The sequence below is a fragment of the Amycolatopsis sp. genome, assembly GCF_036008905.1.
In the GTDB taxonomy this organism is placed as follows: Bacteria; Actinomycetota; Actinomycetes; order Mycobacteriales; family Pseudonocardiaceae; genus Amycolatopsis.
Genome location: NZ_DASYMU010000244.1, coordinates 1 through 22464, shown reverse-complemented (window position 1 = coordinate 22464; position 22464 = coordinate 1). Strand labels below are relative to the sequence as shown.

Genomic DNA, 22464 nt, shown 5'->3' with positions numbered 1-22464 from the left:
GGTGCACTTGATCGAGGTATGTTGGCGAGCATGAGCACGGTGATCGTCGTCGGGTCGGGGCAGGGCGGGTTTCAGGCCGCGGCCTCCTTACGGGACAAGGGTTTCAGCGGACGGGTGGTGCTGATTGGGGACGAACCGGGCGTGCCGTACCAGCGGCCGCCGCTGTCGAAGACGTACCTCGCCGGGACGACCGTGGCCGAGAAGCTGCACCTGCGGCCGGAGGAGTTCTTCGCGACCAGCGAGATCGAGCTGGTGAGCGGGCGGGTCGAGTCGATCGACCGCGCCAACTCGGCCGTCGTGCTCGAAGACGGGACCAAGTTCGAGTACGACCACCTCGTGCTCGCGACGGGCGCGCGGAACAGGACGCTCTCGGTGCCGGGCGCCGAGCTGAACGGCGTGTTGACCCTGCGGACCAGGGACGATGCCGACAAGTTGCGCAGCGCGCTCGAAGCCGCGAAGGACGTCGTCGTCATCGGCGGCGGGTTCATCGGGCTGGAGTTCGCCGCGCACGCCGGGCGGCCGGTCACCGTCGTCGAGGCGCAAGACCGGCTGATGGCACGGGTCGCCACGCCGGAGATCTCCGCGCATTTCGCGCGGCTGCACGAGGCCGCGGGCACAAAACTGCTGCTTGGGAAGGGTGTCACCGCGCTGCACGGGTCCGGCGGCGCTGTCGAGTCGGTCGAGCTGACCGACGGCACGCTGCTCCCGGCGGATCTTGTTGTGGTCGGCGTCGGCGTGGTCCCGGCCACCGAGCTCGCGGCCGAGGCGGGCTTGCGGGTCGACAACGGCGTTGTCGTGGACGAACAGCTGCGCACGAGCGATCCGGCCGTCTCCGCGGTCGGCGACTGCGCCAACTTCCCGAGCGTGCACGCGCGTTGCGCCACTCGGCTGGAGTCGGTGCAGAACGCCGTCGACCAGGCTCGGTTCGTCGCCGCGAGGATCACCGGTGAGGCTGTGCCCTACACGCCGGTGCCGTGGTTCTGGACCGACCAGCTCGGCGCGAAGCTGCAGATCGCCGGGATCGGCACCGGCTACGACCACATCGAAGTGAGCGGCGACCCGGCGGCGGGCAAGTTCTCCGTATTGTCCTTTATGGACGGTGTGCTGGTGGCGGTGGAGACGGTGAGCAAGCCGAGCGACCATATTTCCGCGCGGCGCCTGCTTGCCGGGGAACGCGCGCCGACACTGGAAGAGTTACGGGCGAGCGACTTCAACCTGAAGGAACACCTCAAGACCTTGGTGGCGTGAGTTCCTTGGTGCGTACGCAAGTCACCATTGTCGGAGCCGGTCCCGCGGGGCTGCTGCTGTCGTTCTTGCTTCGGCTCGAAGGTGTCGACGTCGTCGTGCTGGAGTCCCGCAGTCGGGAGTACGTGCGGCAGCGGATGCGGGCCGGACTGTGCGAGCAGGCGACCGTCGACCTGCTGCACGAACTCGGTCTCGGTGGCCGGATGGCCGCGGAAGGCCTTAGGCACGAAGGGTTTTCGCTGCGGTTCGACGGCGAGGACCACCGGATCGCGCTCACCGAACTGACCGGGCGGGCCGTCACGATCTATGGGCAGCAAGAGATCGTCAAGGACCTCATCGACGCGCACGAAGCCCACGGGTGGCCGGTCGAATACGAAGTGTCCGATGTGGACTTGCACGACCTCGACACCGAACGGCCGCGGGTCACGTATCGCGATTCCGACGGCGTCGCGCACGAGCTGGATTGTGACGCTGTTGCCGGGTGCGATGGGTTCCACGGCATCAGCAGGCCGTCGGCGCCGGTGTCCGAGCTGAAGGTGTTCGACCGGATCTATCCCTTTGCCTGGCTGGGAATCCTGGCCACGGCGCAGCCGTCTTCGCAGGAGCTGATCTACAACCATCACGAGCGCGGGTTCGGCCTGGCGAGTATGCGGTCGACCGAGATTTCCCGCTTGTACCTTCAGGTTCCGGCGGACGAGGACATCAACGACTGGTCCGACGACCGGATCTGGGCCGAGCTGCAGACTCGGTTCGCCGTCCACGGCGAGGCCGCGTTGAACGAAGGCCCGATCATCGTCAAGTCGGTCACGCCGATGCGCAGTTTCGTCGCCGAGCCGATGCGGTTCGGGAGGCTGTTCCTCGCGGGTGACGCGGCGCACATCGTCCCGCCGACCGGCGCCAAGGGGATGAACCTGGCGATCGCCGACGTCCGTGTGCTTTCCCGGGCGCTGACGGAACTGGTGCAGCACAAGCGAAGCGAGCTGGTCGACGCCTATTCGGACATCTGCTTGAGGCGGGTTTGGCGCGCCGAGCATTTCTCGTGGTTCATGACCGAGCTGCTGCACATCGACCCGTACGGCGACGACTTCAGCCGTCGGGTCCAGCTCTCGCAGCTGCGCTACACGGCGTCCTCGCGGGCTGCGTCGACCAGCGTCGCCGAGAACTACGTGGGGTTCCCGCACGACTGAAGATGATCGTCAACCCAGGGTTGACGAAGTACTGATCGTCAACCTAAGGTTGACGACATGACCAATCGTGTTCGCCTCGACGACCTCATCGACGCCATCAAAAAAGTCCACCCCGACGCCCTCGACCAGCTCACCGACGCCGTTCTCGCCGCCGACCACCTCGGTGACGTCGCCGATCACCTGATCGGCCACTTCGTCGACCAGGCCCGCCGCTCCGGCGCCTCCTGGACCGACATCGGCAAAAGCATGGGCGTGTCCAAGCAGGCCGCCCAGAAACGCTTTGTCTCCAAGGAGGGAGTGCTGGACGTCAGTCAGGGTTTCGAGCGGTTCACCGACCGCGCCCGCCAAGTCGTCGTCGCGTCGCAGGACGAAGCGGCGCAGGTGGGGAACGACCAGATCGGCACCGCGCATCTTCTCCTGGGACTGCTCACGGTTCCGGAGGGGCTCGCCGCGAAGGCGATCGTCGCCCAGGGCGTCTCACTCGAGAAGGTGCGGGAAACCGTCACCGCGACCTTCGAACCGGCAGAGGCGCGTCCCCTGCCGCTGCCCTACGACGTGGAGGCCAAAAAGGCGCTGGAGTTGACGTTCCGCGAGGCTCTGCGGCTCGGGCACAACTACGTCGGCACCGAGCACATCCTGCTGGCGCTGCTCGAACTGGAGGAAGGTGACGGTGTCCTGTCGGGCCTGGGGGTCGACAAGGCGACCACCGAGTCCCACGTCACCGCCGCCCTCGCCGGCACCAAGTGACCTCGTGAGTGCGTAACAGTGTTCTAACACTGTTACGCACTCACGACTAGGTCCTAGGCAGACGCCTCGGGGCGGCCGTCGGCGGCCCATGAGGTGTGGAACGAGCCTTCGGTGTCCACCCGGCGGTAGGTGTGGGCACCGAAGTAGTCCCGCTGGCCTTGGACGAGCGCGGCCGGGAGACGCTCCGCGCGCAGGCCGTCGTAGTAGGCCAGCGCGGTCGAGAAGCCGGGCGTCGGGATGCCGAGCTTGACGGCCGTCGCGATGACCGAACGCCACGAGTCCTGCGCGTCCTCGACGGCCTTGCGGAAGTTGCCCGCTGTCAGCAGGGTCGGCAGGCCCGGCTCTTCGGCGTACGCCGCGGTGATGTCGTTGAGGAACTTCGCCCGGATGATGCAGCCGCCACGCCAGATCGACGCGACCTTGCCCAGGTCGATCTCCCAGCCGTACTCCGCGCCGCCGGCCTGGATCTGGTTGAAGCCCTGCGCGTAAGCGACCACCTTGGACGCGTACAGCGCCTGCTCGACGTCGTCCGCGAACTTCGCGGCTTCGTCGGCCGACAGCGGGGTGCGCGTCGGGCCACCGAGGCCGCGAGCCGCGGTGCGCAGGTTCGCCGAACCCGACAGCGAACGCGCGAACACCGCCTCCGCGATCCCGCTGATCGGCACGCCGAGGTCCAGTCCGATTTGGACGGTCCAGCGGCCGGTGCCCTTCTGCTCGGCTTCGTCGGCGACGACGTCGACGAAGGGCTTGCCGGTCTTCTCGTCGACGTGCGCGAGGACGTCCGCTGTGATCTCGATGAGGTACGAGTCGAGCCTGCCGGTGTTCCACGTGCGGAAGACCTCGGCGATCTGCGCGGGCTCGTAACCCGCGGCACCGCGGAGCAGGTCGAACGCCTCCGCGATGAGCTGCATGTCGGCGTACTCGATGCCGTTGTGCACCATCTTCACGAAGTGCCCGGCACCGTCCGCGCCCACGTGCGTGCAGCACGGTTCGCCGTCGACCTTGGCGGAGATGTCCTCGAACAGCGGCCCGAGCGTCTTGTACGACTCCTTGGACCCGCCGGGCATGATGCTCGGCCCGTGCAGCGCGCCTTCCTCACCGCCGGAGACGCCGGTGCCGACGAAGTGCAGGCCCCGCTCGCGCAGTGCCGCTTCACGGCGTCGCGTGTCCGCGAAGTGCGCGTTGCCGCAGTCGACGATCACGTCGCCCTTCTCCAGCAGCGGCGCGAACTCCTCGATCACGGCGTCGGTCGGCGCGCCGGCCTGCACCATGATGACGATCTGGCGGGGCTTCTCGAGCGCGTCGACGAACTCCTGCGCGGAGTAGGCCGGGATGAAGTCGCCTTCATCGCCGAACTGCTCGACGAGGTCGCGGGTTCGCTGCTCGGAGCGGTTGTGCAGAGCCACCGTGTGGCCGTGCCGCGCCAGGTTCCGGGCCAGGTTGCGGCCCATGACCGCCAGCCCGGTGACCCCGATGCTCGCCTTCTTGCTCATTCGAAACCCTTCTTCTCACGTGTGGAACAAAGCCTAGTACTTAGGAGAAACACCTGATGGGAGCGCCATTGAAGGTCACCATGTCGAAAATCGCCGGACCGAGATCCAGGTCCGCGCCCCACGCCAGGCCGTCGAGTTCGGCGTACGCGCGGCGCAGGTTCGCGGGGAGTCGCTCCTGTTCACTCATCGCCGCGAACTCACCGAGGTCCGTGGCCTTCGCCTGTTCCAACGGCGTGAGCCCGGATTCCTTCCCCTGTTCGGCGAGCCGCTGGACGAACGCCAGGTACGCGTCGATCGGGGCGAGCCGGCCGAGGTCGCAGACCGGCCCGTGCCCGGGGACGATCACCGCCGGCTCCAGCTCGCGGATGACGTCGAGCACCGCGCGGGACCCGGCGACCGAGCCCATCACCGTGAACGGCGTGCCGCCGTTGAACACCAGGTCACCGGAGAAGAGCACGCGCTGCTCCGGCAGCCACACCATGACGTCGTTGGTGGTGTGAGCGGCGTACCCCGGGTGGATCAGCTCGACGGTGAGGTCGCCCGCGTACAGCGTCAAGCGGTCGTCGAAGACCACTTCGGGTGGCCGCGCTTCGAGATGGCCCCAGTCCGAGCCGGTGAAGACGCCGTCGAAGTGGTTGATCCCGGTGGCGAGGACCAGCTCGCGGGTCTTGCGATGGCCGATCACGACGGCGTCGGTCGCGAGGTAGTTGCCGTTCGTGTGGTCGCCGTGGTGGTGGGTGTTGACGACCTGGGTGATCAGCGAGCCGGTGGTTTCCGACACCTTGTCCAGCATCGTGCGGGTGCGTTTCTCGGTGGCGCAGGTGTCGATCACCACCGTGTGGTCGCCGGCGTCGAGGAACCCGCAGTTGTTGATCCACCACGAGCCGTCCGGCTGGACGTAGGCGTACACGCCGTCGGCGACCTTTTGGACGCTTGCCGCGGCTGGAGATCTCGTCACGGCCTCAACTATGCCCCTGTTCGCGGCCGAGGTCTCGCTGGTACTGGCGTTCCAGGCACTTTCCTGGAACGCTGCCCGATGTCATCATCGACTAGCCCACCGTAATAACACTGACCTGGGGAGTTTCGTTTGTACGCGCAGAGCCGCGGTAGGGGTCCCGTGGCGCTGGAGACGACCCGGGGAGAGCATTTCTGATGGCAAGCACCGTCACCTCGCGGCGCAAGCAGCTCGGGAACGAGCTCCGCCATGCCCGAAACGCGTCGAAACTCACACAACAGCAAGTCGCGGAGTTCCTGGGCTGCACGCAGGGCAAGGTCAACAAGATCGAGTCCGGCGCCGTCGGCGTCAAGCTGGGCGACGTCCGGTCCATGCTCAACGCGTTCGGCATCAACGGCGACGAAGCCGAGACCCTGATGAACCTCGCGCGGGCCGCGGCCGGGCAGCGTGGTCAGTGGTCCGGTTATCGCGCGGTGGTGCCGCACTGGTTCCGCACCTTCACCGACCTCGAACCGGCCGCCGCGGAGATCCTCACCTGGCACGGCGAGCGCATCCCGGGCCCGCTGCAGTCCGAGCACTACATGCTCAAGCAGTTCACCGAGGCCGGCGCCACCGACGTCACGTCGCTGGTGCGCAACCGGCTGGACCGCAAGGCCGTGTTCGACCAGCTGCAGCCGCCGTACTACCGCTTCATCATCAGCGAGGGCGCCCTGCGCCGTGCCCCGGGCGGTGTGGCGCCGGCGGTGATGCTGGACCAGGTGGAGCACCTGCTGGCGCTCGATACGCGCCGACCACGGGTGTACGTCCACGTGCTGCCGTTCGGCGCGAAACTGGCGGCGGTGCCCAACGACTTCACCATCATGCGGTTCCCGGACCGCACCCGCGACTTTGTCTACATCGAGCATTCGGCCGGGGGACTGTACCTCGACGATGCGAAGGATTTTCAGCTGTTCGTAGACTCATGGGACAGGCTGCGTGGCGCCGCTCTCGAACGGGCCGAAACGCGCGTGTTCCTGCAATCGCTTGCCGATTCTTATCGCCGGGAGATGAACGCATGACCCGTGGTGAACCGATGTCCTCCAACGACCCCGCCTTCGTGCCGGAAGGGGTGGATCTCGAGCGCCCGAACGCGGCCCGGATCTACGACTGGTTCCTGGGAGGTGACGCCAACTGGGCCATCGACCGCGAGTTCGGGGCCAAGGCGGTCGAAATATTCCCGATGATCAAGACCATCGCCCGCGTCGGGCGCGATTTCCTCGGCCGCGGCGTCCGGTACATGGCGAACCAGGGCATCACCCAGTTCCTGGACCTCGGATCCGGCGTGCCGACCGTGGGCAACGTCCACGAGGTCGCCGACTCGGTGAACCCCGGCAGCCGCTGCGTCTACGTGGACAACGAGCCGGTCGCGGTCGCCCACTCCCAGATCCTGCTGGAGCGAGACGGCGACCTGAACCGCCACGCCGTCCTGCACGGCGATCTGCGGAATCCGAAGGAGATCTGGGCCCGGGCGATGGAAACCGGGATTCTCGATCCCCGTCAGCCCATCGGCCTGAACATGGTCGGGGTGCTGTACTTCCTCTCCGACGAGGAAGACCCACACGGTGTGGTGGCCGCTTACCGCGACATGCTGCCGTCCGGCTCGTACTTCTTGTCCTCCCACATGACGACCGACGGCGTTTCGCAGGAGGGGGAGGACGGCAGTCGCGACAAGATCCGTGAGCAGTACAAGCAGTCCAGCACGCCCTTCCACGTCCGGACCCGCGCCGAGTTCACCCGCTTCTTCGACGGCTTCGACCTGGTGGACCCGGGCGTCGTCTGGGTGCCCGAATGGCACCCCGAGGTGGCCGAGTCGAAGGCGACCCGGAAGCTCGCGCAGGACCCGTCCTTCTCCGGCGGCATCGCCGGCTTGGGCCGCAAGCCCTAGTTTCGGTCCTCGGCGCTATGAAGGGTCCCTTCCTCTCAAAAACTGAGAGGAAGGGACCCTTCATAGCGTTCTCATGCCACGGCTAACCCAGCCACGGGATCCCTAAGCAACCAGAAGCGGTTTTGCTTGCCAGTACGGCAAAAGTCTTGGCTGGTCGAGCCGTCAGACGCGGGGCAGAGCCGGGTGGCCTCGCATCAGGAGGCGGAGTTCCAGGTGTTCGTCCAGCGGGCGCCTGGAGCGCGCGGGGACTGGGTGCGGAGCGGGCTCGAAGCGGGTTTCCGGGACTTCGAAGTCGCCGACCCAGATCGAGGTGTGCTTGCGCAGCGGTGCCTGGATCAAGCTGAATCCGAAGCGGGCGCGCAGAGCTTGGCTCACGCTTCGGCGGGTGGTGGTCTCACCGGGGGTCGCCAGGTGAGTTGGTTGGGTGAAACGGACAGCCATGTGAGTCACGCCCCTATTGCTTTTGACGACTCGGTGACGACTCGGTGACGACTCGGTGGCGCCTCGGCAGTACCTGTGGGTCGGTGGAGCCGAGACCGAGACAGCGCTCGCAGGGCATCCCGGCTCCGAGCGACAGCCATTCGATGTCGCTGACCGGGAGTTCGTTGCCGCAGCGAGAGGTCAGCGAAGTCAGTCGCTTGGAGTCCACGTCGAGATCGAACAGGTGCGCGGAGCGACGGCTTTCACCGATCAGCCCGACGGACAGCCTGCCGACGGCGAGGACGGTACGGCTCAGGTCCTGAAAGTCCTGGATGATCACCCTGTTCCCTCCCCAGTGAGCCCGGCGACAGTGAGGCTGAGCCCGTCAGGGAAGTTCTCACTCGACATCCAGTGAGGTGGCGAATTTCAAACAAACTTGCCCCGACTGCTGAGATTAATCCTACTCCTGGAATAATCTCCGTGTCGAGGGTCGGGTGAGTTGATCACCCGCATGGCCCTGCGGCAGACACACCTTACGAACGAGGAAAGCCGTTAGTGCGTGACTTTACGCAGGTCGCGGCCGTGGTCCGAACTGATGCCCGGAGGTACGACCCATGACGGATTATCCGTCGGTAGCGGATTACGATCCGAACACGGCCGTCACACTCTTCGAGGACGGTGCCTGGCATAAGTCCTTCGCCAGCGAACCCAACGGTGGAAACTGTGTCGAGGTCAACCTCGGCCAGGACGGCCTGGTCGGCGTCCGCGACACCAAGTTGACGTCCAGTCCGGTGTTCGTCTTCGGCTCGGGTGAGTGGGCGGCGTTCCTGATCGCGGTGAAGGCAGGCCAGTTCGACTTACCGGCTGCCTAGTGAACCAGGAGTCGCCGGGCGCGAGGATGTGCCCGGAGCCAGACGTTCAGCCTGCCCACCGTGCGTACCAGGGTGGAGCGGGCTGACACCGGGATCAGCGAAGTGATGAGGCGGGTCGCCGAGCAGAAGCGGGAGAACCGCCGCTGGTCGGCGACCGTCCACTGTAGATCGAGCCGATCCCGGAACGCCGGCGGCAGCGTGCCGCGGATGAAGAACAGCTGTGCCCGGTACTGCCACGGCCGCAGGCGCGTCCACAGTGGACCGGGCAGCCACCGAACGGGGTTCGGAACCGTGCGGATGGTGTCGAACAGCGTTTCGATGGTCTCGTTCGTGGCGAAACCGGCCACCATCTCGTCGTAGTATCGCTCGAAAGCGGGCCAGTCCGGCGGCATGTCCTGGTCGCGCACACCGAGCAGGCGGCCGACGTCGCACATCTGCGCGTAGTACTCGTCGAGCTCAGCCGTGGTCATCGGGCGGCCGAAGAACCGCTGCGCGTCCACGGGCACCTTCACCAGTGTCGCGTGCACCCAGGCGTACGCGTGCGGGTTCAGTGCCGAGTAGCGGTGGCCTTCGGCGTCGACGCCCTTGAACGTCTTGTGCAGCTCGCGCAGCCTGTCGGCTTCGTACCTCGCCCCCGCGGGGCCACCGTAGATGTACACCGACAGCGACGCGGCCGTTTGCTGCAACCGTGTCCACGGGTCTTCGGTGTAGTTCGAGTGGTCCCGCACGCCCGCGGCGACCACCGGATGCGCCACCTGCAACAGGAGCACCTGACCGGCCAGCAAACCGGCGCGGAAGTCGCCGAAGTACCGCCAGGCGGCGGTGCCCTTGACGATCGGCGGCGCGCCCATGGCCCGAGTATGGCACGGCCGAACGGGGGTACTGGCATGGTGGAAACCCGCACCCTTGGAGGCCTGATGACGTTCGATCTCGACCAGTTCCCGCGCGTGACACTGGGCCACTGGCCGACGCCGCTCGACCCCGCCCCGCGCCTCGGCGCCGAACTGGGCGTGAACCTGCTGCTGAAGCGCGACGATGTCAACGGGCTCGGTGTCGGCGGCAACAAGCTGCGCAAGCTGGAGTTCCTCCTCGGGGCCGCGCTCGCCGAGGGCGTAGACACGGTGATCACCTTCGGGGCGCTGCAGACCAACCACGGCCGGCAGACGGCCGCCGCGTGCGCGAAGCTCGGCCTCCGCTGCGAGCTCGTGCTCACGGCGAAGGTCCCGCGCTCGGGGGAGGCCTACGAGCGGTCCGGCAACGTCGTGCTCGACCACCTCTTCGGCGCCCGCGTCCACGTCTGCGCGGACGTCGACGAGTCCGAGCGGACCTACGCAAGCTGATCGCCGAGGCCGAAGCCGAGGGCCGCAAAGTGGCGACCTTCCCGGTCGGCGGCTCCGACGCCACCGGCGTGCTCGGGTATGTCGCGGCAACCCAGGAGCTCTTCGCCCAGCTGGCAGCGCAGGGCATCGAAAAGGCCAGAATCGTTGTGCCGCACGGAAGTGGCGGTACCGCCGCGGGTGTCGCGCTCGGTACCGCGTTGCTGGGACGGCCCGGCACCGTGGACGTCGCGTGCGTCGGCCATCCGGCGGACGAATCGCGGGCCACGGTGACGGGCCTGGTCGCGGACACTTCGAAGCTGCTAGGAATCGACCCGCCGACGCTGGAGCACGTCCGCGTGGACGACAGCACGCTCGGCCCCGGGTACGGCGTGCCGACGCCGCTGGTGTGGGAAGCGCTGCGCCTTTTCGGGCGTACGGAAGGAGTTGTGCTCGATCCGGTCTACACCGGCAAGGCCGGTGCGGCGCTGGTCGACTGGGCTCGCGGAGGCGGCTTCGAGCCGGAAGAACACGTCGTTTTCCTGCACACCGGCGGTTTGCCCGGCTTCTACGGGTACCTCCCGGAGGCTGTCGAAGCCCTTGAGGGCGGCGGCGCGTGAAGCCAGCACCATCAGGCCGAACAGCAGGGCCAGGTCCACGGCCAGCGCGATCCGCTGGGTGACCCCGACGGGCAGTGCTTCCGAGAACCGCGAAAGCACTGGTGAGTCAGGGAAATCGCTCAGCAGGTAGCTGAGACCGAACAGCACCAGTGCGGCGAGGCTGTAGCGCGAAAGCCGGGCCACCATGGCGCGGCCGGCGGCGAGCGCCGGGCTGGTGCCGATCTTGTCCAGTACCGAAAAACCGATGCCCGGCATGCTCAGGAACGCGATCAGGCACGAGTACTGATGGATCTCACCGCTCACCGGGTTCGGGTTCGTGACGTAGCTCGCGGGGAACACCGCGGCCGTCGCGAGCCCGAGCGACCAGGCACAGAACAGGACCGTGGTCGTGCGGCTGATCGAAATCCCTGCCGTGTACAGCGCCCCCAGCAGGCAAAGTGAGCCGATCGACAGCGAAAGCACGCTTGCCCCCAGCATGCCCGTGCCGCGATCGGTGAACGCGTAGCTCGACAACGTGTCCAGTACCGGATTGTGCGAGCTGATCAGGTGCAGCACCACAATCGTCAGAATCCCCCAGACGATCGCGGCGACCGAGGCGATGAGCCAGGGCCGTGTCCGTGTCGCCGATACCGTCGCTTCTCTCGCCTTCCCCATGCTGACAAGGGTCGCGCACAAAGCGGCACGGTGTTATCCGGGAAACTCCCCGATCTTTCGTAGGGCAAGCCCTACCCCGTCTCAGGGTCGGTGAAGTCGAGCAGGACAAGTGCCTGGTCATCGTGCCTTTTCGCGCGGGGCCAGCGTTCGCCGTCGGGATCTTGTTTTTCGGCTGCACGCACTGCATTAAGCACCGATTGGGTGCCGTACTTGAGGGCCATTTCCAGCGCTTCCGGCCAATCGAACAGCCCGTACTCGTCGACGCCGATCGAAACCCCATCACTGGCGAGCAACATCGCCGTGACACTTTCGCGTGGCCAGCTGCGGCGGATCGCCTCTCGCGCGGCGGCCGGATCGGCTTCGGCGACCCAGAATCCGCCGTCGGCGTTCCGGTGGCTTCGCACGTCGGCGCCGGTGCGGAGCTTTCCTTTTTCCCGCAACGAAACCAGCCGGTCGTCAGCGAGCACGTCCGGATTCGACCGTCCAAAAGCGACGATGGGACTGTCGGCGAGCACGAGCCCGTCGACGCGGTCTTCGCTCCAGCGCACGATGGCGACCGTGCTGGACGGCGCGTTGCCCGGGGTCAGGCCGTGCTCGTCGGCCACTTCGGCGATGGCCTGCTCCAGGATCGTGCCGAGATCGGCGTCCGGAGACGCGGTGAGCAGCGCGGTGAGCCGGCGGACGAGCAGGTTCGCGTACCAGCCGCCGGGCGGTAGGTCGGGGTTCGGTGAGGTGGCTCCGTCCAGCAGGAGCACGGCGTTGTCCAGCACGGCGACGTAGTCCTCAGTCGGCCGCGGGTTCCCGTCCGCGCCGACGCCCGCCTGTTCGGCGACCTCGATCTCGGGCATCTGCCGACCCTAACCGAGCTGATCGAATCCCGTCGCGTGTCAACTCAGGTTGACAAGCTCGAAGTGTCAACCTAGATTGACATCATGACGGATGCGACGGACCTGGCCGAGCGGGCCGGTGACCGCGACCCCCGCGTGGGGCTGCGGGCGGTCACCGCGCTGCGCCGGCTGCTGGAACAACTCGAGGCGGTGCAGGTGCGCAGTGCGCGCGTGCATGGCTGGTCATGGCAGGAGATCGCCGCCGAACTGGGTGTCAGCAGGCAAGCGGTCCACAAGAAGTACGGGAGGCACTGATGTTCGAGAGATTCACCAGTGACGCACGTGTTGTCGTCGTCGAGGCGCAGGCGCGGGCCATGGAGTCGGGCTCGCCCGAGATCGACCCGCTGCACCTGCTGAGCGGGCTCATGCGGACGCAGGCGGGCACGGCACGTTCGCTGCTCGACGGCTTCGGCGTGACGCCCGAAGACATCGCCGCGGAACTCGACCGTGTCCGGCGGCGCGGCGGGATGAGCGACCTTGATGCCGAGGCGCTGGGGGAGTTCGGCATCGACGTCGAGCAGATCATCGCGCGGGTCGAACAGGTCCACGGCGAAGGCGCGCTGGCCGGGAAGCCCTTCCTTCGCAAACGCGGGCACATCCCGTTCAGCCGCGAGGCGAAGCAGGCGTTGGAAGGGAGCCTGCGGCAGGCGCTCGACCTCGGGGACAAGCACATCGGCGAGGAACACCTGCTCCTCGCACTCACGGCCAAGCCGGGCCCGGCCGCGGATGTCCTCGCTAAGCGCGGCATCGACCTGATCGATCTCCGCCGCGCCCTGCAACAGCGCAAGGCCAGCTAGACCTGCTTGGGCCCGCGCCAGGTGACGTGGGGGAGTAGCGCCTGGGTCAGCGGGCCGATGGCCAGCGCGTAGAGCACGGTGCCGACGCCGACAGTGCCGCCGAGCAGCCATCCGGCGGCCAGCACGGTCACCTCGATCCCGGTCCGCACGAGGCGCACGGACCAGCCAGTGCGGGCCGCGAGGCCGGTCATCAGGCCGTCGCGCGGGCCGGGGCCGAGCCGGGCGCCCACGTAGACAGCCGTGGCGACGGCGTTGAGCACGACACCGCCGACGAGCAGTGTGATCTGCCAGCCGAGTTCGTGCTGGTCGGGCAGGAACGCGCGGACGAGGTCGACGGTCACCGAAATGACGATCACGTTGAGCACGGTCCCGATGCCGGGTCGCTGCTTGAGCGGGATCCACAGCAGCAGCACGAAGATCGACGCGATCGCGGTGATCACGCCGAAGCTCAGTCCGGTGCGCTTGGTGAAGCCTTCGTGGAGCACGTCCCACGGGTCGAGGCCGAGTCCGGCCCTGGTCATCATCGCCATGCTGCCGCCGTAGAGGGCAAGGCCGAAGACGAGTTGGGCGAGACGGCGAACTGGTGCCGCGGTCACGGTCACCGGGCGGAGGTCTAGCACTCTTGGAACAGCCACACCCCTCACTATCTGCCGAAGTGGCTATCTTGACCATAGCCACTTTGCAATAATTGGTCTTATGGAAACCGTGATTCCGCCTGGTGGACGCATTTCAGGGACCAGATTGGCTGTGATGCTGGGCACTTGGCGTCGAGGTGGCTCCCGGCAGGGCGCGGTGGACCTCGCCGCCGCCATCGAGATGCAGGTGCTCGACGGGCAGCTGCCGCTCGGCACCAGGCTCCCGGCGGAACGCGAACTGGCCGACTCGCTCGGCACCAGCCGTACGCTCATCGGCGCCGCGCTCGACAAGCTGCGCGATGACGGCCTGGTCGCGAGCCGCCGTGGCGCGGGCTCGTGGATCACGTCTCCGGGAACCGGGACGCTGGAGACGTCGTTGCCGCATGGCCACGACCTCATCGACTTCAACCGGGCGGCGCCGGTGGCCACCGCCGGGTTGACCCACGCCGTCGACATGGCCCGCCGCTCGCTGGGCGACCACCTCGGTGACCACGGCTACAGCGAGCGTGGCCTGCTCGTCCTGCGGGAACGCATCGCCCAGCGCTACACCGCGCGCGGACTGCCGACAACGCCGTCCCAGGTGATGATCACCAACGGCGCCCACCACGCGTTCGTGCTGGCGCTGCGGATGCTGGTCGGCCCCGGCGACCGGGTGCTCGTCGATCAGCCCACGTACCCGAACGCGCTGGAAGCCATCCGGGCCGCGCACGCCATCACCGTGCCGGTCGCGCTCGACGCCATGGGCGGCCAGGGCTGGGACATCGCCGGCATCGAGGCCGCGCTGAGGCAGTCCGCGCCGCGGCTGGCATACCTGGTGGTCGACTTCCAGAACCCGACCGGGCTCCGGATGGCCGCCGAAGGCCGTGAGCAGCTCGCCAAGGCCCTGATCAGGGCGCGGACGCCGGTGGTGGTCGACGAGACGATGGTCGATCTCGACTTGGAGGGCGATCCGATGGACGGCCCGCCGCCGCTCGGCGCGTTCGCCGGGGACCTGGCGATCACCGTCGGCTCGGCGTCGAAGTCGTTCTGGGGCGGTCTTCGGCTCGGCTGGATCAGGGCGTCCGAGGAACTGCTCGGCAGGCTGGTTTCGGCGCGGTTCGCGGTGGACCTCGGCTCGCCGGTGTTCGAGCAGCTGGTGCTCGCGGAGCTGTTCTCCGACGCGGATGCGCTGCTGAGCAAGCGGCGTGAGGACATCCGCGGCATGCGGGATGCGCTGGTCGGAGCACTGAAGTTGTACTGCCCGGACTGGACGTTCGCGGTGCCGCCGGGCGGTCTTTCGCTGTGGTGCCATCTGCCGGAGCCGATGAGCACCCGCCTCGCCGTCGCCGCGGTCAACCACGGTGTACAGATCACGCCGGGTTCGCGGTTCAGCGTCCACGGCGGGTTGGAGCGCTGGGTGCGGCTGCCGTTCTCGCGGCCGCCGGACCTGCTGCTCGAGGCGGTTCGGCGGCTGAGCGCGGCGGCCGCTTCGGTACGCGGTGCCGGCACCTTCGACATGCCTGTCACCTAAGGCCCGGAATAGGAACAGCCGGTGCACCGGATGACTTTCGTCGCTCCAGGGAGATACGACGAAGTCGGTCATCCAGTGCACCGGCCGCAAGTCCGCTCCGGTCGAGCCGGTGGCGGACCCCGCGGCGGTTTCCAGGCACAGCCCCTCGACATGCCGGGAAACGCGCGGCTCAGACGCCCATCGGGTAGGTGTTCCCGCTCGGCGCGGTGAGTGGGAACGCTCGATGTGCGCCAGGTGTCGGTCCCGGCGCCACGGGGGTGACGTGGCGCCGGGACCAGGCCCCGACCCGGCCAGGCGCGGTTGGCGGATCGGGAAGATTCTCAGTGAGGCATGACGAAACCCCTGCGCGTTACAGCGCGGCTTTCGGTTTTCGCACGGGGTGAGGACGAGCGCGTATCTCAGCGCGCCGGAACCGCGAAGTTGATCTTGTTTTGGACGCAGCTCTCCCCGGCTAACCGGTTGGAGTCAGTCCGGGGAGGTCGTGGGCAGGGCTGCTTCCCTGCCCGCACCATCGACCTCGTGGTCGAGGCTGGTGCCGATCAGCCGAAGCTGAGTGGTGTTGGCGCTGGAGGCCATGATGGCGCTCTGCTGGCGAGCGCCACCGGCGTTGTCATGGCCGACGGAAACAGTCGTGGGCGCGGCAGGCGCGCTCGGCGCGGGCGGAAGGTCGCCGCGGCCACCGGAACCGCCGCCGGAAGGAGCACTGAACCGCTTGTCCGACTTCGTGGGCTCGTCCACGGCCGTCTGCTGCTGCACGACCTGCGCGCTGACGTGGGTGGACGGAGCCGAGTGGCTCACCACGGCCGGAGTGTCGGTGACCGGGGCCGCAGGCTGGGGCGCTTCGGGTTGGGGGGCCGCGGGCGCGGCTTCCACCTGCTTGGCAGGAGCGGTGATGGTCACCGAGCCGCCGCTCTTCCACTGCCCGCCTTCGGACCAGTCGCCGGGTGAGGGCAGCAGGTCGCCGATGATCGGCAGCTTCGCCGGCGGCTTGCCGTCATTGCTGCCGCCACCACCGGTGATCGGCGCGAGCACGTTTTCGCTGACGGCGCTGACCAGGCCGGTGACCGTGCTCGTGACGGCGTTCACCGTGCTGGTCAAGGTGTTCACGACCGTGCCGAGGAGGCCGCCCAGCAGACCGCCACCACTAGTGGACGACTGCTTTTTCCTGCGCTCGGCCGGTTCCTGCTTCGTGGAGTCTTCTGTCGTGGCGCTCGTCTCGGCGGTGCGTTCTTCAGACGTGCTGCTCTTGGTGGACTTCGTCTCCGACGTCGTGTTCGCTTCGGCGACAGTGCTCGTATCCGAGGAAGGCAACTCGTCCGCGGACGCCATGGTGGTGCTGAGAACCGCGCCGAGAGCCCAGCTCGCGAGCATGAGTCCGCCCGCTATCGCCAGTCGTTTGGCAGGCCGGGAGAGCGCACGGCCACAGCGGTGCACTGGCTCGGTGTCACTCACCGCTACCACCACCGTCCGGGCCTCGGCTCAAGCGAACAAAAGATGTTTCTGGTCCTGCTGGGGTTCCCCTGCGTCGGGGCGCGGTCCTGGCGGGGCTGCACCCTTTCTAGCACTGGTGGGGAGTGTTTCATCTCCGCTGCTTTCGATCCACCCCGTAAGGCCGAACGGACGTACCGGCACCGGTGGCCGAAACCGCGAAGTTGATCACTCAGAGTGGGTCCCCGCGTCAGGATAGCGGCCATTCGTGCCTGAGGGTAACTACTCAACTTTGTCTTGACCTTTGAGTTCGCGGATCTTTGCTGCGCAAAGTGACGTCTCAATCGCGTTCGGTCGCCGCTCCGGCGACCCCTCGGACGTGGTGAGAGGCGGCTTCCAATGCCGGAAAAAGACTTCGGCGAACTGGTCACCCGAGCCCTCGGCGGCGACCAAACGGCATGGAACGCGCTGGTGAGAGCGCTGACGGCGACCACCGTCCGGGTGGCGCGGGCCTACCGGCTCGGTGACGCGGACGCGTTCGACGTCAGCCAGAGCACCTGGCTGGCGGTGTCGCAACGGCTCGGTTCGTTGCGGGACAACGCTTGCCTGCCCGGCTGGCTGCGGACCACCGCCCGAAGACACGCCCTTCGGATCCTGTCCGGAAAGGCAGGCGAGGCGGCCCTGCCGTGCGAACACGAGGTGGTCCCCTCGCCCGAATCCGTGGTGCTGCGGGACGAACGGGATCGCGAACTCTGGGCGGCGGTCGGCAGCTTGCCGGTGCGCTACCGTCGCTTGCTCTGCCTGCTGGCCTACCGCCCCGACCTGACCTACCCGGAAATCGCGGCCGAGCTGGGCATCAGTCCGGGCAGCGTCGGGCCGTTGCGGAAACGGTCACTGGACCGCCTCCGCGTCCGCCTGCTCGCCGACGGTTTCGAGCCCTGACCAGCGACGGAGTTGCGTGGCGGGGTGCGGCTTGGGTAGGTGGCTCGTGAGTGGCAACAAGTGTTAGAACACTCGTAGCCACTCACGAGCCCAGCTTGTGCAGACGGGTGATGGCTTCGTCGAGAACGGCGTCCTTTTTACAGAACGCGAAACGCAACAGGTGTTTCCACTCGTCCGGGTGGTCTGTGAACACCTTGACCGGTACCGCTGCGACACCGACGCGCTCGGGGAGTTGCCAGGCGAGGTCCGCGGCGTCGTCGAAACCGAGCGGCCGGACGTCGGCGCAGACGAAGTACGTCCCGGCGGTCGGCCGGACCTCGAAGCCCGCTTCGGTGAGCCCGGCGGCGAGCCGGTCGCGTTTGGCCATCAGGCTGCCGCGCAGGATCTCGACCCAGTCCAGTTCCTGTTCGAGCGCGTACGCGACGGCTGGTTGCAACGGCCCACCCGAGACGAACGTGATGAACTGCTTCGCCGCTTTCACCGCCGCCACCAGTTCAGGTGTCGAGCAGACCCAGCCGATTTTCCAGCCGGTGCAGTTGAACGACTTGCCCGCGCTCGAGATCGTCACGGTCCGCTCGCGCATGCCGGGGAACGTGGCGAGCGGGACGTGCTCGGCGTCGTCGAAGGTCAGGTGTTCGTAGACCTCGTCGGTGATCGCGATCAGGTCGTGCTCGACGCAGATCGATGCCAATGCGGTCAATTCAATGCTCGTGAACACGGTGCCGGTGGGGTTGTGCGGCGAGTTGACCAGGATCGCGCGGGTGCGCGGGGTGATGGCCGCGCGCACGGCGTCGACGTCAAGCGCGAACCGGCCGTTCTCGTCTTCGGACAACGAAACCACGCGCCGGGTCGCGCCGGCGATAGCGACGGCGGCCGCGTAGGAGTCGTAGTACGGCTCGATGACGATGACCTCGTCGCCGGCCTCCGTCAGTGCGATCAGCGAGGCCGTGATGGCCTCGGTCGCGCCCGCGGTGACCAGGATCTCCGTGTCCGGGTCGTACTCCGTGCCGTAGCGCAGCCGGTGCTTCGCGATCGCCGCGCGCAGTTCGGGACGGCCCGGCCCCGGCGGGTACTGGTTCGCGCCGCCGAACAGGGCCTTCTTCGCCGCGTTGAGCATGCCGACGGGCCCGTCGGTGTCCGGGAAACCCTGGCCGAGATTGACCGCGTCGTGGCGGATCGCGAGTGCGGTCATCTCCGCGAAGATGGTCGAGGTGAACGGCTGGAGGCGGGGGACGAGAGCTGGTTCGCGCACGATTACCGATCCTCACGGACAATGGGCTGGTGGAGCAAATTACCGCAGCCGGGGCCCAGCAGGGCGAGATCGAACCCGTGCGCGAAAAAGTGACGCCGGCGGACCCGCCCGGTGGCCTCGCGGGTGACGAGGAAAAGCGCCGTGGCCTGCGGAAAATGAAGCTGGTCGCGCTGAGTTTCCTGATCGGCGCGACGATCATCTTCCTGCTCACCAGCTGGGCGGAGGCCCAAGGCTGGCCCGGCTGGGTGGGCTACGTGCGGGCCGCGGCCGAGGCGGGCATGGTCGGCGCGCTCGCCGACTGGTTCGCGGTGACGGCGTTGTTCCGCCATCCGCTGGGGATCAAGATCCCGCACACCGCGATCATCCCGAGCAAGAAGGACGCGCTGGGCAGCAGCCTCGGCGAGTTCGTCGGCGCCAACTTCCTGTCCGAGGAGGTCGTGCGCGACAAGCTCCGCCGTGTCGAGATCTCGCGGCGCCTCGGCGGCTGGCTCGTCCAGCCGGAAAACGCCGAGCGCATCACCTCCGAGCTCGCGACGGTCGTCCGCGCCGCGGTGACGGTCCTGCGCGACGAAGACGTCCAGGCCGTGATGGAACAGGCCGTGGTGCGCCGGATCGTCGACCAGCCGTGGGGCCCGCCGCTCGGCAAGCTGCTCAGCCAGGTCTTCACCGACGGCGCGCACCACAAGCTCGTCGACCTCATGTGCGACCGTGCCTACGAATGGGTCCGCGACAACCACAGCTCGATGCTGCGGGTCGTCTCCGACCGCGCGCCCTCGTGGTCGCCGAAGTTCGTCGACGAGATGCTGGCCGACAAGGTCTACGGCGAGGTGCTCGCGTTCGCGTGGGCGGTGAAGACCGACGTCAACCACCCTATGCGGCAGACGCTGGACAAGTTCCTCGCCGAGTTCGCCAGCGACCTGCAGACCGATCCGGAAACGATGGAGCGGGCCGAGCAGGTCAAGACGCAGATCCTCGAGCACGGCGAGGTCAAGAAGCTGATCGGTTCGGCGTGGGCGACGGCGAAGGACATGCTCCTGACCGCGGCCGAGGACCCGTCCAGTGAACTGCGCAAACGCGTCCGCGAAGGGCTGCGGAACCTGGGTCGCAAGCTGACCACCGACGAGGCCACTCAGTCCAAAGTGGACGGTTGGGTGGAGGGCGCGGCGGCTTACCTCGTCACGAACTATTCCAACGAGATCACCACGATCATCACCGACACCGTCGAGCGCTGGGACGCCGAGGAGACCTCGCGCAAGATCGAATTGCAGGTCGGCCGGGACCTCCAGTTCATCCGGATCAACGGCACCGTGGTCGGCGCGCTGGCCGGTCTGGTGATCTACACCTTGGCGCACCTGCTCTTCTGAGCCGCCTATAGCACAGGCGGCGGGCGCCAAATTGAGTTGTCCACAAGAAGCTGAGTTATCCCCGGGGTTGTCCACAGAGATCAACCCTGTTGGCCTAGTGGCGATCCACAGGCTCGACAGCCCGCGCCCGCCAGGCGCGGGCTTTCTCGCGGTTTCCGCAGGCGCTCATGGAGCACCACGTCCGCGAGCGGTTACGCGAGTGGTCGAAAAACGCCCACAGGCAGTCGTCCGCGGGACAGATCTTCACGCGTCGCCAGTCCTCGAGCACGGCCAGGCGGGCCGCGGCCGCGAGTACCGCACCGACGACGTTGTCCGCCGCGAGAACGGGACCGCCGAGCGTCAATTCGATGTGCACGGCAGTGCGCGTCGCGACAGCGGGCAGTCGCGGATCACCGACCGACGCTCGCAGCGCGTCACGGACCTCTAACGCTTCGCTTATAGGGTCCGGTTTCAGGCCGCGCTCGGCCGCCCAGCGCCGCCACTGGGCAGGCTCGGTCAGCAGATCGGTCTTCTCTTCGATATCGAAGGTGTTCAGGAAGTCGACCACAAGCGAAGCGTCGCCTGTTTGTGCTGGTTGGACGCTCACGCAACCAGTGTACGGCGAATACCGGTTGCGGCCTCCGGGCGTAACTTGCATACTCCGTTCACTGGTTATCCCAAGATAAGGAGATGGTCATGAGTACGACGAAGTCCGCGGTCCCCACCTTCGGCGCGGTGGCGCTGGACTGTCCGGATCCGGTGGCGCTCGCCGGTTTCTACCGCGAACTGCTCGGCTGGGAGGCACCCAAGGACGGCGACGACGATGACTGGGTCACGCTGATCAATCCGCTCGGAGGGGCCCGCTTGGCGTTTCAGCGCGTCGAGAACTTCCGTGCGCCGCAGTGGCCTTCACAGGAGCACCCGCAGCAGGCGCACCTCGACCTGGACGTCACCGACATGGAGGCCGCGCACGAGCGCGCGCTGGCGATCGGGGCGAAGCTGCTCGACGACACGCCGGAGACGTGGCGGGTTTACGCAGATCCCGCCGGTCATCCGTTTTGCCTCTGTGCGTGCTGATCGAGATGTGCGTAGTCTCGAATACGTGATTTGTCCGAAGTGCCAAAGCATGATGACCACCGTTGACAAGAACGGCATCCACATCGAGCGTTGCGAGGGATGCCGCGGCATCTTCCTCGACCGTGGCGAGCTGGAGCAGCTCTCCGGTGCGGAGAGCTCCTACTACGGGAACCAGGGCGCGCCGCCGCCCTATCGCCCGGATGGAGGCCAGACGATGCGGTACGGCAAGGATTCGCCGCGCCCGTATCGAGGTGGACACGGGGATTCCCCGAAGCCGTATCGCGGGGGTGGTTACGGCGACTCGCCGAAGCCGTACCGCGGCGGCCACGGCGACTCACCGCGTCCGTACGGCCACCAGGGCCATCAGGGTCACCGTAAGCGCGGTTTCCTCGAGAACCTGTTCGACTAATTCCTTGTTGGATCTGAAGATCTGCCCGGCCTGCGGCGATCGCGCCGACAGGCCGCTGGCAGAAGGCGCGGAGCTGCTTTGCGCCCTCTGCGGACATCGGTGGCCGTTCCGGCGGCTGCCGCTGTTCGCGCTCACCGGTCCCAGTGGCGCCGGCAAGTCGACGGTGGGTCCGCGGCTTGCCGAGCGCCTGTCCGATCGCGTCGTCGTGCTGGAGCAGGACGTGCTGTGGACGGCCGGGCTGCAGGACGACGTCGACGGGCATCCCGCGTTCCGCTCGGTCTGGCTGCGGATGGCGGCGATGATCCACCAGAGCGGGCGGCCGGTCGTGCTGTGCGGGACCGTCGTGCCGCCCGAGTTCGAACACCTGCCGGAACGCGTCTTCTTCTCCGACATCCACTACCTTGCGATGGTCGGCGAGTCCGAAGTCCTGCGCAAGCGCCTGCGCGCGCGGCCCGAGTGGCGCGAGTGGGACGAGCCGCGCATCGACGAGATGCTCGCGTTCAACGAATGGCTCCAGGCCAACGCCGCGACCACGGCTCCGCCCGTGCAGCTCTTCGACACCACCCACGTCCCCGTCGACGTCGCCGTCGACGTCGCCGAGGACTGGGTCCTTCGCCATCTGTCGACAGCAATGCCACTGACTTAAGCTCGACTCAAGATCATCATTACCCTGGATGACTGGCATGCCACGCTCCGTGGCGACTCGGGTGTGGGTGCCAGGTGTGGCCAGTGCAGCCGCTTCTGGCATTTT

General features: G+C 67.4%; 24 protein-coding genes and 2 pseudogenes. 15 read left to right on the top strand and 11 right to left on the bottom strand.

Going from position 1 to position 22464, the window contains the following annotated elements; all coding sequences use genetic code 11:
- Positions 1 to 30: 30 nt before the first annotated feature.
- From VGP60_RS39240 to VGP60_RS39230, 3 genes are read left to right on the top strand one after another with little or no spacing between them, the layout of a single operon-like run.
- Complete coding sequence (locus VGP60_RS39240) at positions 31 to 1248, top strand: NAD(P)/FAD-dependent oxidoreductase (RefSeq protein ID WP_327553294.1); 1218 nt, start codon at positions 31 to 33, stop codon at positions 1246 to 1248.
- Positions 1249 to 1253: 5 nt separating this feature from the next.
- Positions 1254 to 2432 carry a 4-hydroxybenzoate 3-monooxygenase gene (locus VGP60_RS39235; protein WP_327553302.1) on the top strand — a complete coding sequence of 393 codons (1179 nt, stop codon included), beginning with the start codon at positions 1254 to 1256 and terminating at the stop codon, positions 2430 to 2432.
- 57 nt (positions 2433 to 2489) lie between these two features.
- Positions 2490 to 3179 carry a Clp protease N-terminal domain-containing protein gene (locus tag VGP60_RS39230; protein WP_327553293.1) on the top strand — a complete coding sequence of 230 codons (690 nt, stop codon included), beginning with the start codon at positions 2490 to 2492 and terminating at the stop codon, positions 3177 to 3179.
- Between the two features lie 53 nt (positions 3180 to 3232).
- Here the strand turns inward: VGP60_RS39230 and gndA are convergent, their stop codons facing one another.
- Both gndA and VGP60_RS39220 read right to left on the bottom strand, forming a co-directional pair.
- Positions 3233 to 4672, bottom strand: a complete 1440-nt coding sequence (gene gndA / locus VGP60_RS39225; protein ID WP_327553292.1) for an NADP-dependent phosphogluconate dehydrogenase — start codon at positions 4670 to 4672, stop codon at positions 3233 to 3235.
- A gap of 40 nt (positions 4673 to 4712) precedes the next feature.
- The gene (locus VGP60_RS39220; protein ID WP_327553291.1) at positions 4713 to 5630 is read right to left on the bottom strand and encodes an MBL fold metallo-hydrolase; all 918 of its coding nucleotides are present in this window, start codon (positions 5628 to 5630) and stop codon (positions 4713 to 4715) included.
- A 194-nt stretch (positions 5631 to 5824) separates the two neighbouring features.
- Here VGP60_RS39220 and VGP60_RS39215 point away from each other — a divergent pair, with 194 nt between their 5' ends.
- Together VGP60_RS39215 and VGP60_RS39210 are read left to right on the top strand one after the other, a co-directional pair.
- The gene (locus VGP60_RS39215; protein WP_327553290.1) at positions 5825 to 6685 is read left to right on the top strand and encodes a helix-turn-helix transcriptional regulator; all 861 of its coding nucleotides are present in this window, start codon (positions 5825 to 5827) and stop codon (positions 6683 to 6685) included.
- 14 nt (positions 6686 to 6699) lie between these two features.
- A complete protein-coding gene (locus VGP60_RS39210; RefSeq protein ID WP_327553301.1) occupies positions 6700 to 7551 on the top strand; it encodes an SAM-dependent methyltransferase in 852 nt (283 codons plus the stop codon).
- Positions 7552 to 7713: 162 nt separating this feature from the next.
- Here VGP60_RS39210 and VGP60_RS39205 read toward each other — a convergent pair whose 3' ends face one another.
- Together VGP60_RS39205 and VGP60_RS39200 are read right to left on the bottom strand one after the other, a co-directional pair.
- Entirely contained in the window at positions 7714 to 7926 is a 213-nt protein-coding gene (locus tag VGP60_RS39205) for a hypothetical protein (protein ID WP_327553289.1), read from the bottom strand.
- A gap of 79 nt (positions 7927 to 8005) precedes the next feature.
- Positions 8006 to 8311, bottom strand: coding sequence for a hypothetical protein (locus VGP60_RS39200; RefSeq protein ID WP_327553288.1), 306 nt, complete (start codon positions 8309 to 8311; stop codon positions 8006 to 8008).
- Positions 8312 to 8585: 274 nt separating this feature from the next.
- Between VGP60_RS39200 and VGP60_RS39195 the strand changes: the two genes are divergently transcribed.
- Complete coding sequence (locus VGP60_RS39195; protein WP_327553287.1) at positions 8586 to 8843, top strand: DUF397 domain-containing protein; 258 nt, start codon at positions 8586 to 8588, stop codon at positions 8841 to 8843.
- Here the strand turns inward: VGP60_RS39195 and VGP60_RS39190 are convergent.
- Entirely contained in the window at positions 8840 to 9694 is an 855-nt protein-coding gene (locus VGP60_RS39190; RefSeq protein WP_327553286.1) for an oxygenase MpaB family protein, read from the bottom strand. The two genes, VGP60_RS39195 and VGP60_RS39190, sit on opposite strands and share 4 nt — an antisense overlap.
- Before the next feature lie 66 nt (positions 9695 to 9760).
- Between VGP60_RS39190 and VGP60_RS39185 the strand changes: the two are divergent.
- Positions 9761 to 10779: pseudogene (locus VGP60_RS39185) on the top strand (D-cysteine desulfhydrase family protein).
- A 21-nt stretch (positions 10780 to 10800) separates the two neighbouring features.
- Here the strand turns inward: VGP60_RS39185 and VGP60_RS39180 are convergent.
- Both VGP60_RS39180 and VGP60_RS39175 read right to left on the bottom strand, forming a co-directional pair.
- Positions 10801 to 11433, bottom strand: a pseudogene (locus VGP60_RS39180) (DUF998 domain-containing protein); the annotation flags it as partial.
- Between the two features lie 71 nt (positions 11434 to 11504).
- The gene (locus tag VGP60_RS39175) at positions 11505 to 12281 is read right to left on the bottom strand and encodes a hypothetical protein (protein WP_327553285.1); all 777 of its coding nucleotides are present in this window, start codon (positions 12279 to 12281) and stop codon (positions 11505 to 11507) included.
- Positions 12282 to 12365: 84 nt separating this feature from the next.
- On the opposite strand from VGP60_RS39175, the gene VGP60_RS39170 reads away from it, so the two are divergent.
- Together VGP60_RS39170 and VGP60_RS39165 are read left to right on the top strand one after the other, a co-directional pair.
- The gene (locus tag VGP60_RS39170; RefSeq protein ID WP_327553284.1) at positions 12366 to 12575 is read left to right on the top strand and encodes a sigma factor-like helix-turn-helix DNA-binding protein; all 210 of its coding nucleotides are present in this window, start codon (positions 12366 to 12368) and stop codon (positions 12573 to 12575) included.
- The gene (locus VGP60_RS39165; RefSeq protein ID WP_327553283.1) at positions 12575 to 13117 is read left to right on the top strand and encodes a Clp protease N-terminal domain-containing protein; all 543 of its coding nucleotides are present in this window, start codon (positions 12575 to 12577) and stop codon (positions 13115 to 13117) included. The genes VGP60_RS39170 and VGP60_RS39165 overlap by 1 nt, the downstream gene beginning before the upstream one ends.
- Here VGP60_RS39165 and VGP60_RS39160 read toward each other — a convergent pair.
- Complete coding sequence (locus VGP60_RS39160) at positions 13114 to 13752, bottom strand: hypothetical protein (protein ID WP_327553282.1); 639 nt, start codon at positions 13750 to 13752, stop codon at positions 13114 to 13116. The genes VGP60_RS39165 and VGP60_RS39160 overlap by 4 nt on opposite strands.
- 61 nt (positions 13753 to 13813) lie before the next feature.
- Here VGP60_RS39160 and VGP60_RS39155 point away from each other — a divergent pair, with 61 nt between their 5' ends.
- Positions 13814 to 15262 carry a PLP-dependent aminotransferase family protein gene (locus tag VGP60_RS39155; protein ID WP_327553281.1) on the top strand — a complete coding sequence of 483 codons (1449 nt, stop codon included), beginning with the start codon at positions 13814 to 13816 and terminating at the stop codon, positions 15260 to 15262.
- A gap of 465 nt (positions 15263 to 15727) precedes the next feature.
- On the opposite strand, the gene VGP60_RS39150 is transcribed toward VGP60_RS39155, so the two are convergent.
- Complete coding sequence (locus tag VGP60_RS39150) at positions 15728 to 16714, bottom strand: hypothetical protein (RefSeq protein ID WP_327553280.1); 987 nt, start codon at positions 16712 to 16714, stop codon at positions 15728 to 15730.
- A 375-nt stretch (positions 16715 to 17089) separates the two neighbouring features.
- On the opposite strand from VGP60_RS39150, the gene VGP60_RS39145 reads away from it, so the two are divergent.
- Positions 17090 to 17632 (top strand): sigma-70 family RNA polymerase sigma factor, encoded by a 543-nt coding sequence (locus tag VGP60_RS39145; RefSeq protein ID WP_327553279.1) that lies wholly within the window; start codon positions 17090 to 17092, stop codon positions 17630 to 17632.
- Between the two features lie 82 nt (positions 17633 to 17714).
- Here VGP60_RS39145 and VGP60_RS39140 read toward each other — a convergent pair whose 3' ends face one another.
- Positions 17715 to 18884, bottom strand: coding sequence for a pyridoxal phosphate-dependent aminotransferase (locus VGP60_RS39140; protein ID WP_327553278.1), 1170 nt, complete (start codon positions 18882 to 18884; stop codon positions 17715 to 17717).
- A gap of 68 nt (positions 18885 to 18952) precedes the next feature.
- Here VGP60_RS39140 and VGP60_RS39135 point away from each other — a divergent pair, with 68 nt between their 5' ends.
- Entirely contained in the window at positions 18953 to 20248 is a 1296-nt protein-coding gene (locus tag VGP60_RS39135) for a DUF445 domain-containing protein (RefSeq protein ID WP_327553300.1), read from the top strand.
- 94 nt (positions 20249 to 20342) lie between these two features.
- Here the strand turns inward: VGP60_RS39135 and VGP60_RS39130 are convergent, their stop codons facing one another.
- Positions 20343 to 20834, bottom strand: coding sequence for a CGNR zinc finger domain-containing protein (locus tag VGP60_RS39130; RefSeq protein WP_327553277.1), 492 nt, complete (start codon positions 20832 to 20834; stop codon positions 20343 to 20345).
- 89 nt (positions 20835 to 20923) lie between these two features.
- Here VGP60_RS39130 and VGP60_RS39125 point away from each other — a divergent pair, with 89 nt between their 5' ends.
- From VGP60_RS39125 to VGP60_RS39115, 3 genes are read left to right on the top strand one after another with little or no spacing between them, the layout of a single operon-like run.
- A complete protein-coding gene (locus VGP60_RS39125; protein ID WP_327553276.1) occupies positions 20924 to 21304 on the top strand; it encodes a VOC family protein in 381 nt (126 codons plus the stop codon).
- 7 nt (positions 21305 to 21311) lie between these two features.
- Entirely contained in the window at positions 21312 to 21713 is a 402-nt protein-coding gene (locus VGP60_RS39120; protein WP_327553275.1) for a zf-TFIIB domain-containing protein, read from the top strand.
- A 4-nt stretch (positions 21714 to 21717) separates the two neighbouring features.
- A complete protein-coding gene (locus VGP60_RS39115) occupies positions 21718 to 22359 on the top strand; it encodes an AAA family ATPase (protein WP_327553274.1) in 642 nt (213 codons plus the stop codon).
- The last annotated feature ends 105 nt before the right edge of the window (positions 22360 to 22464 follow it).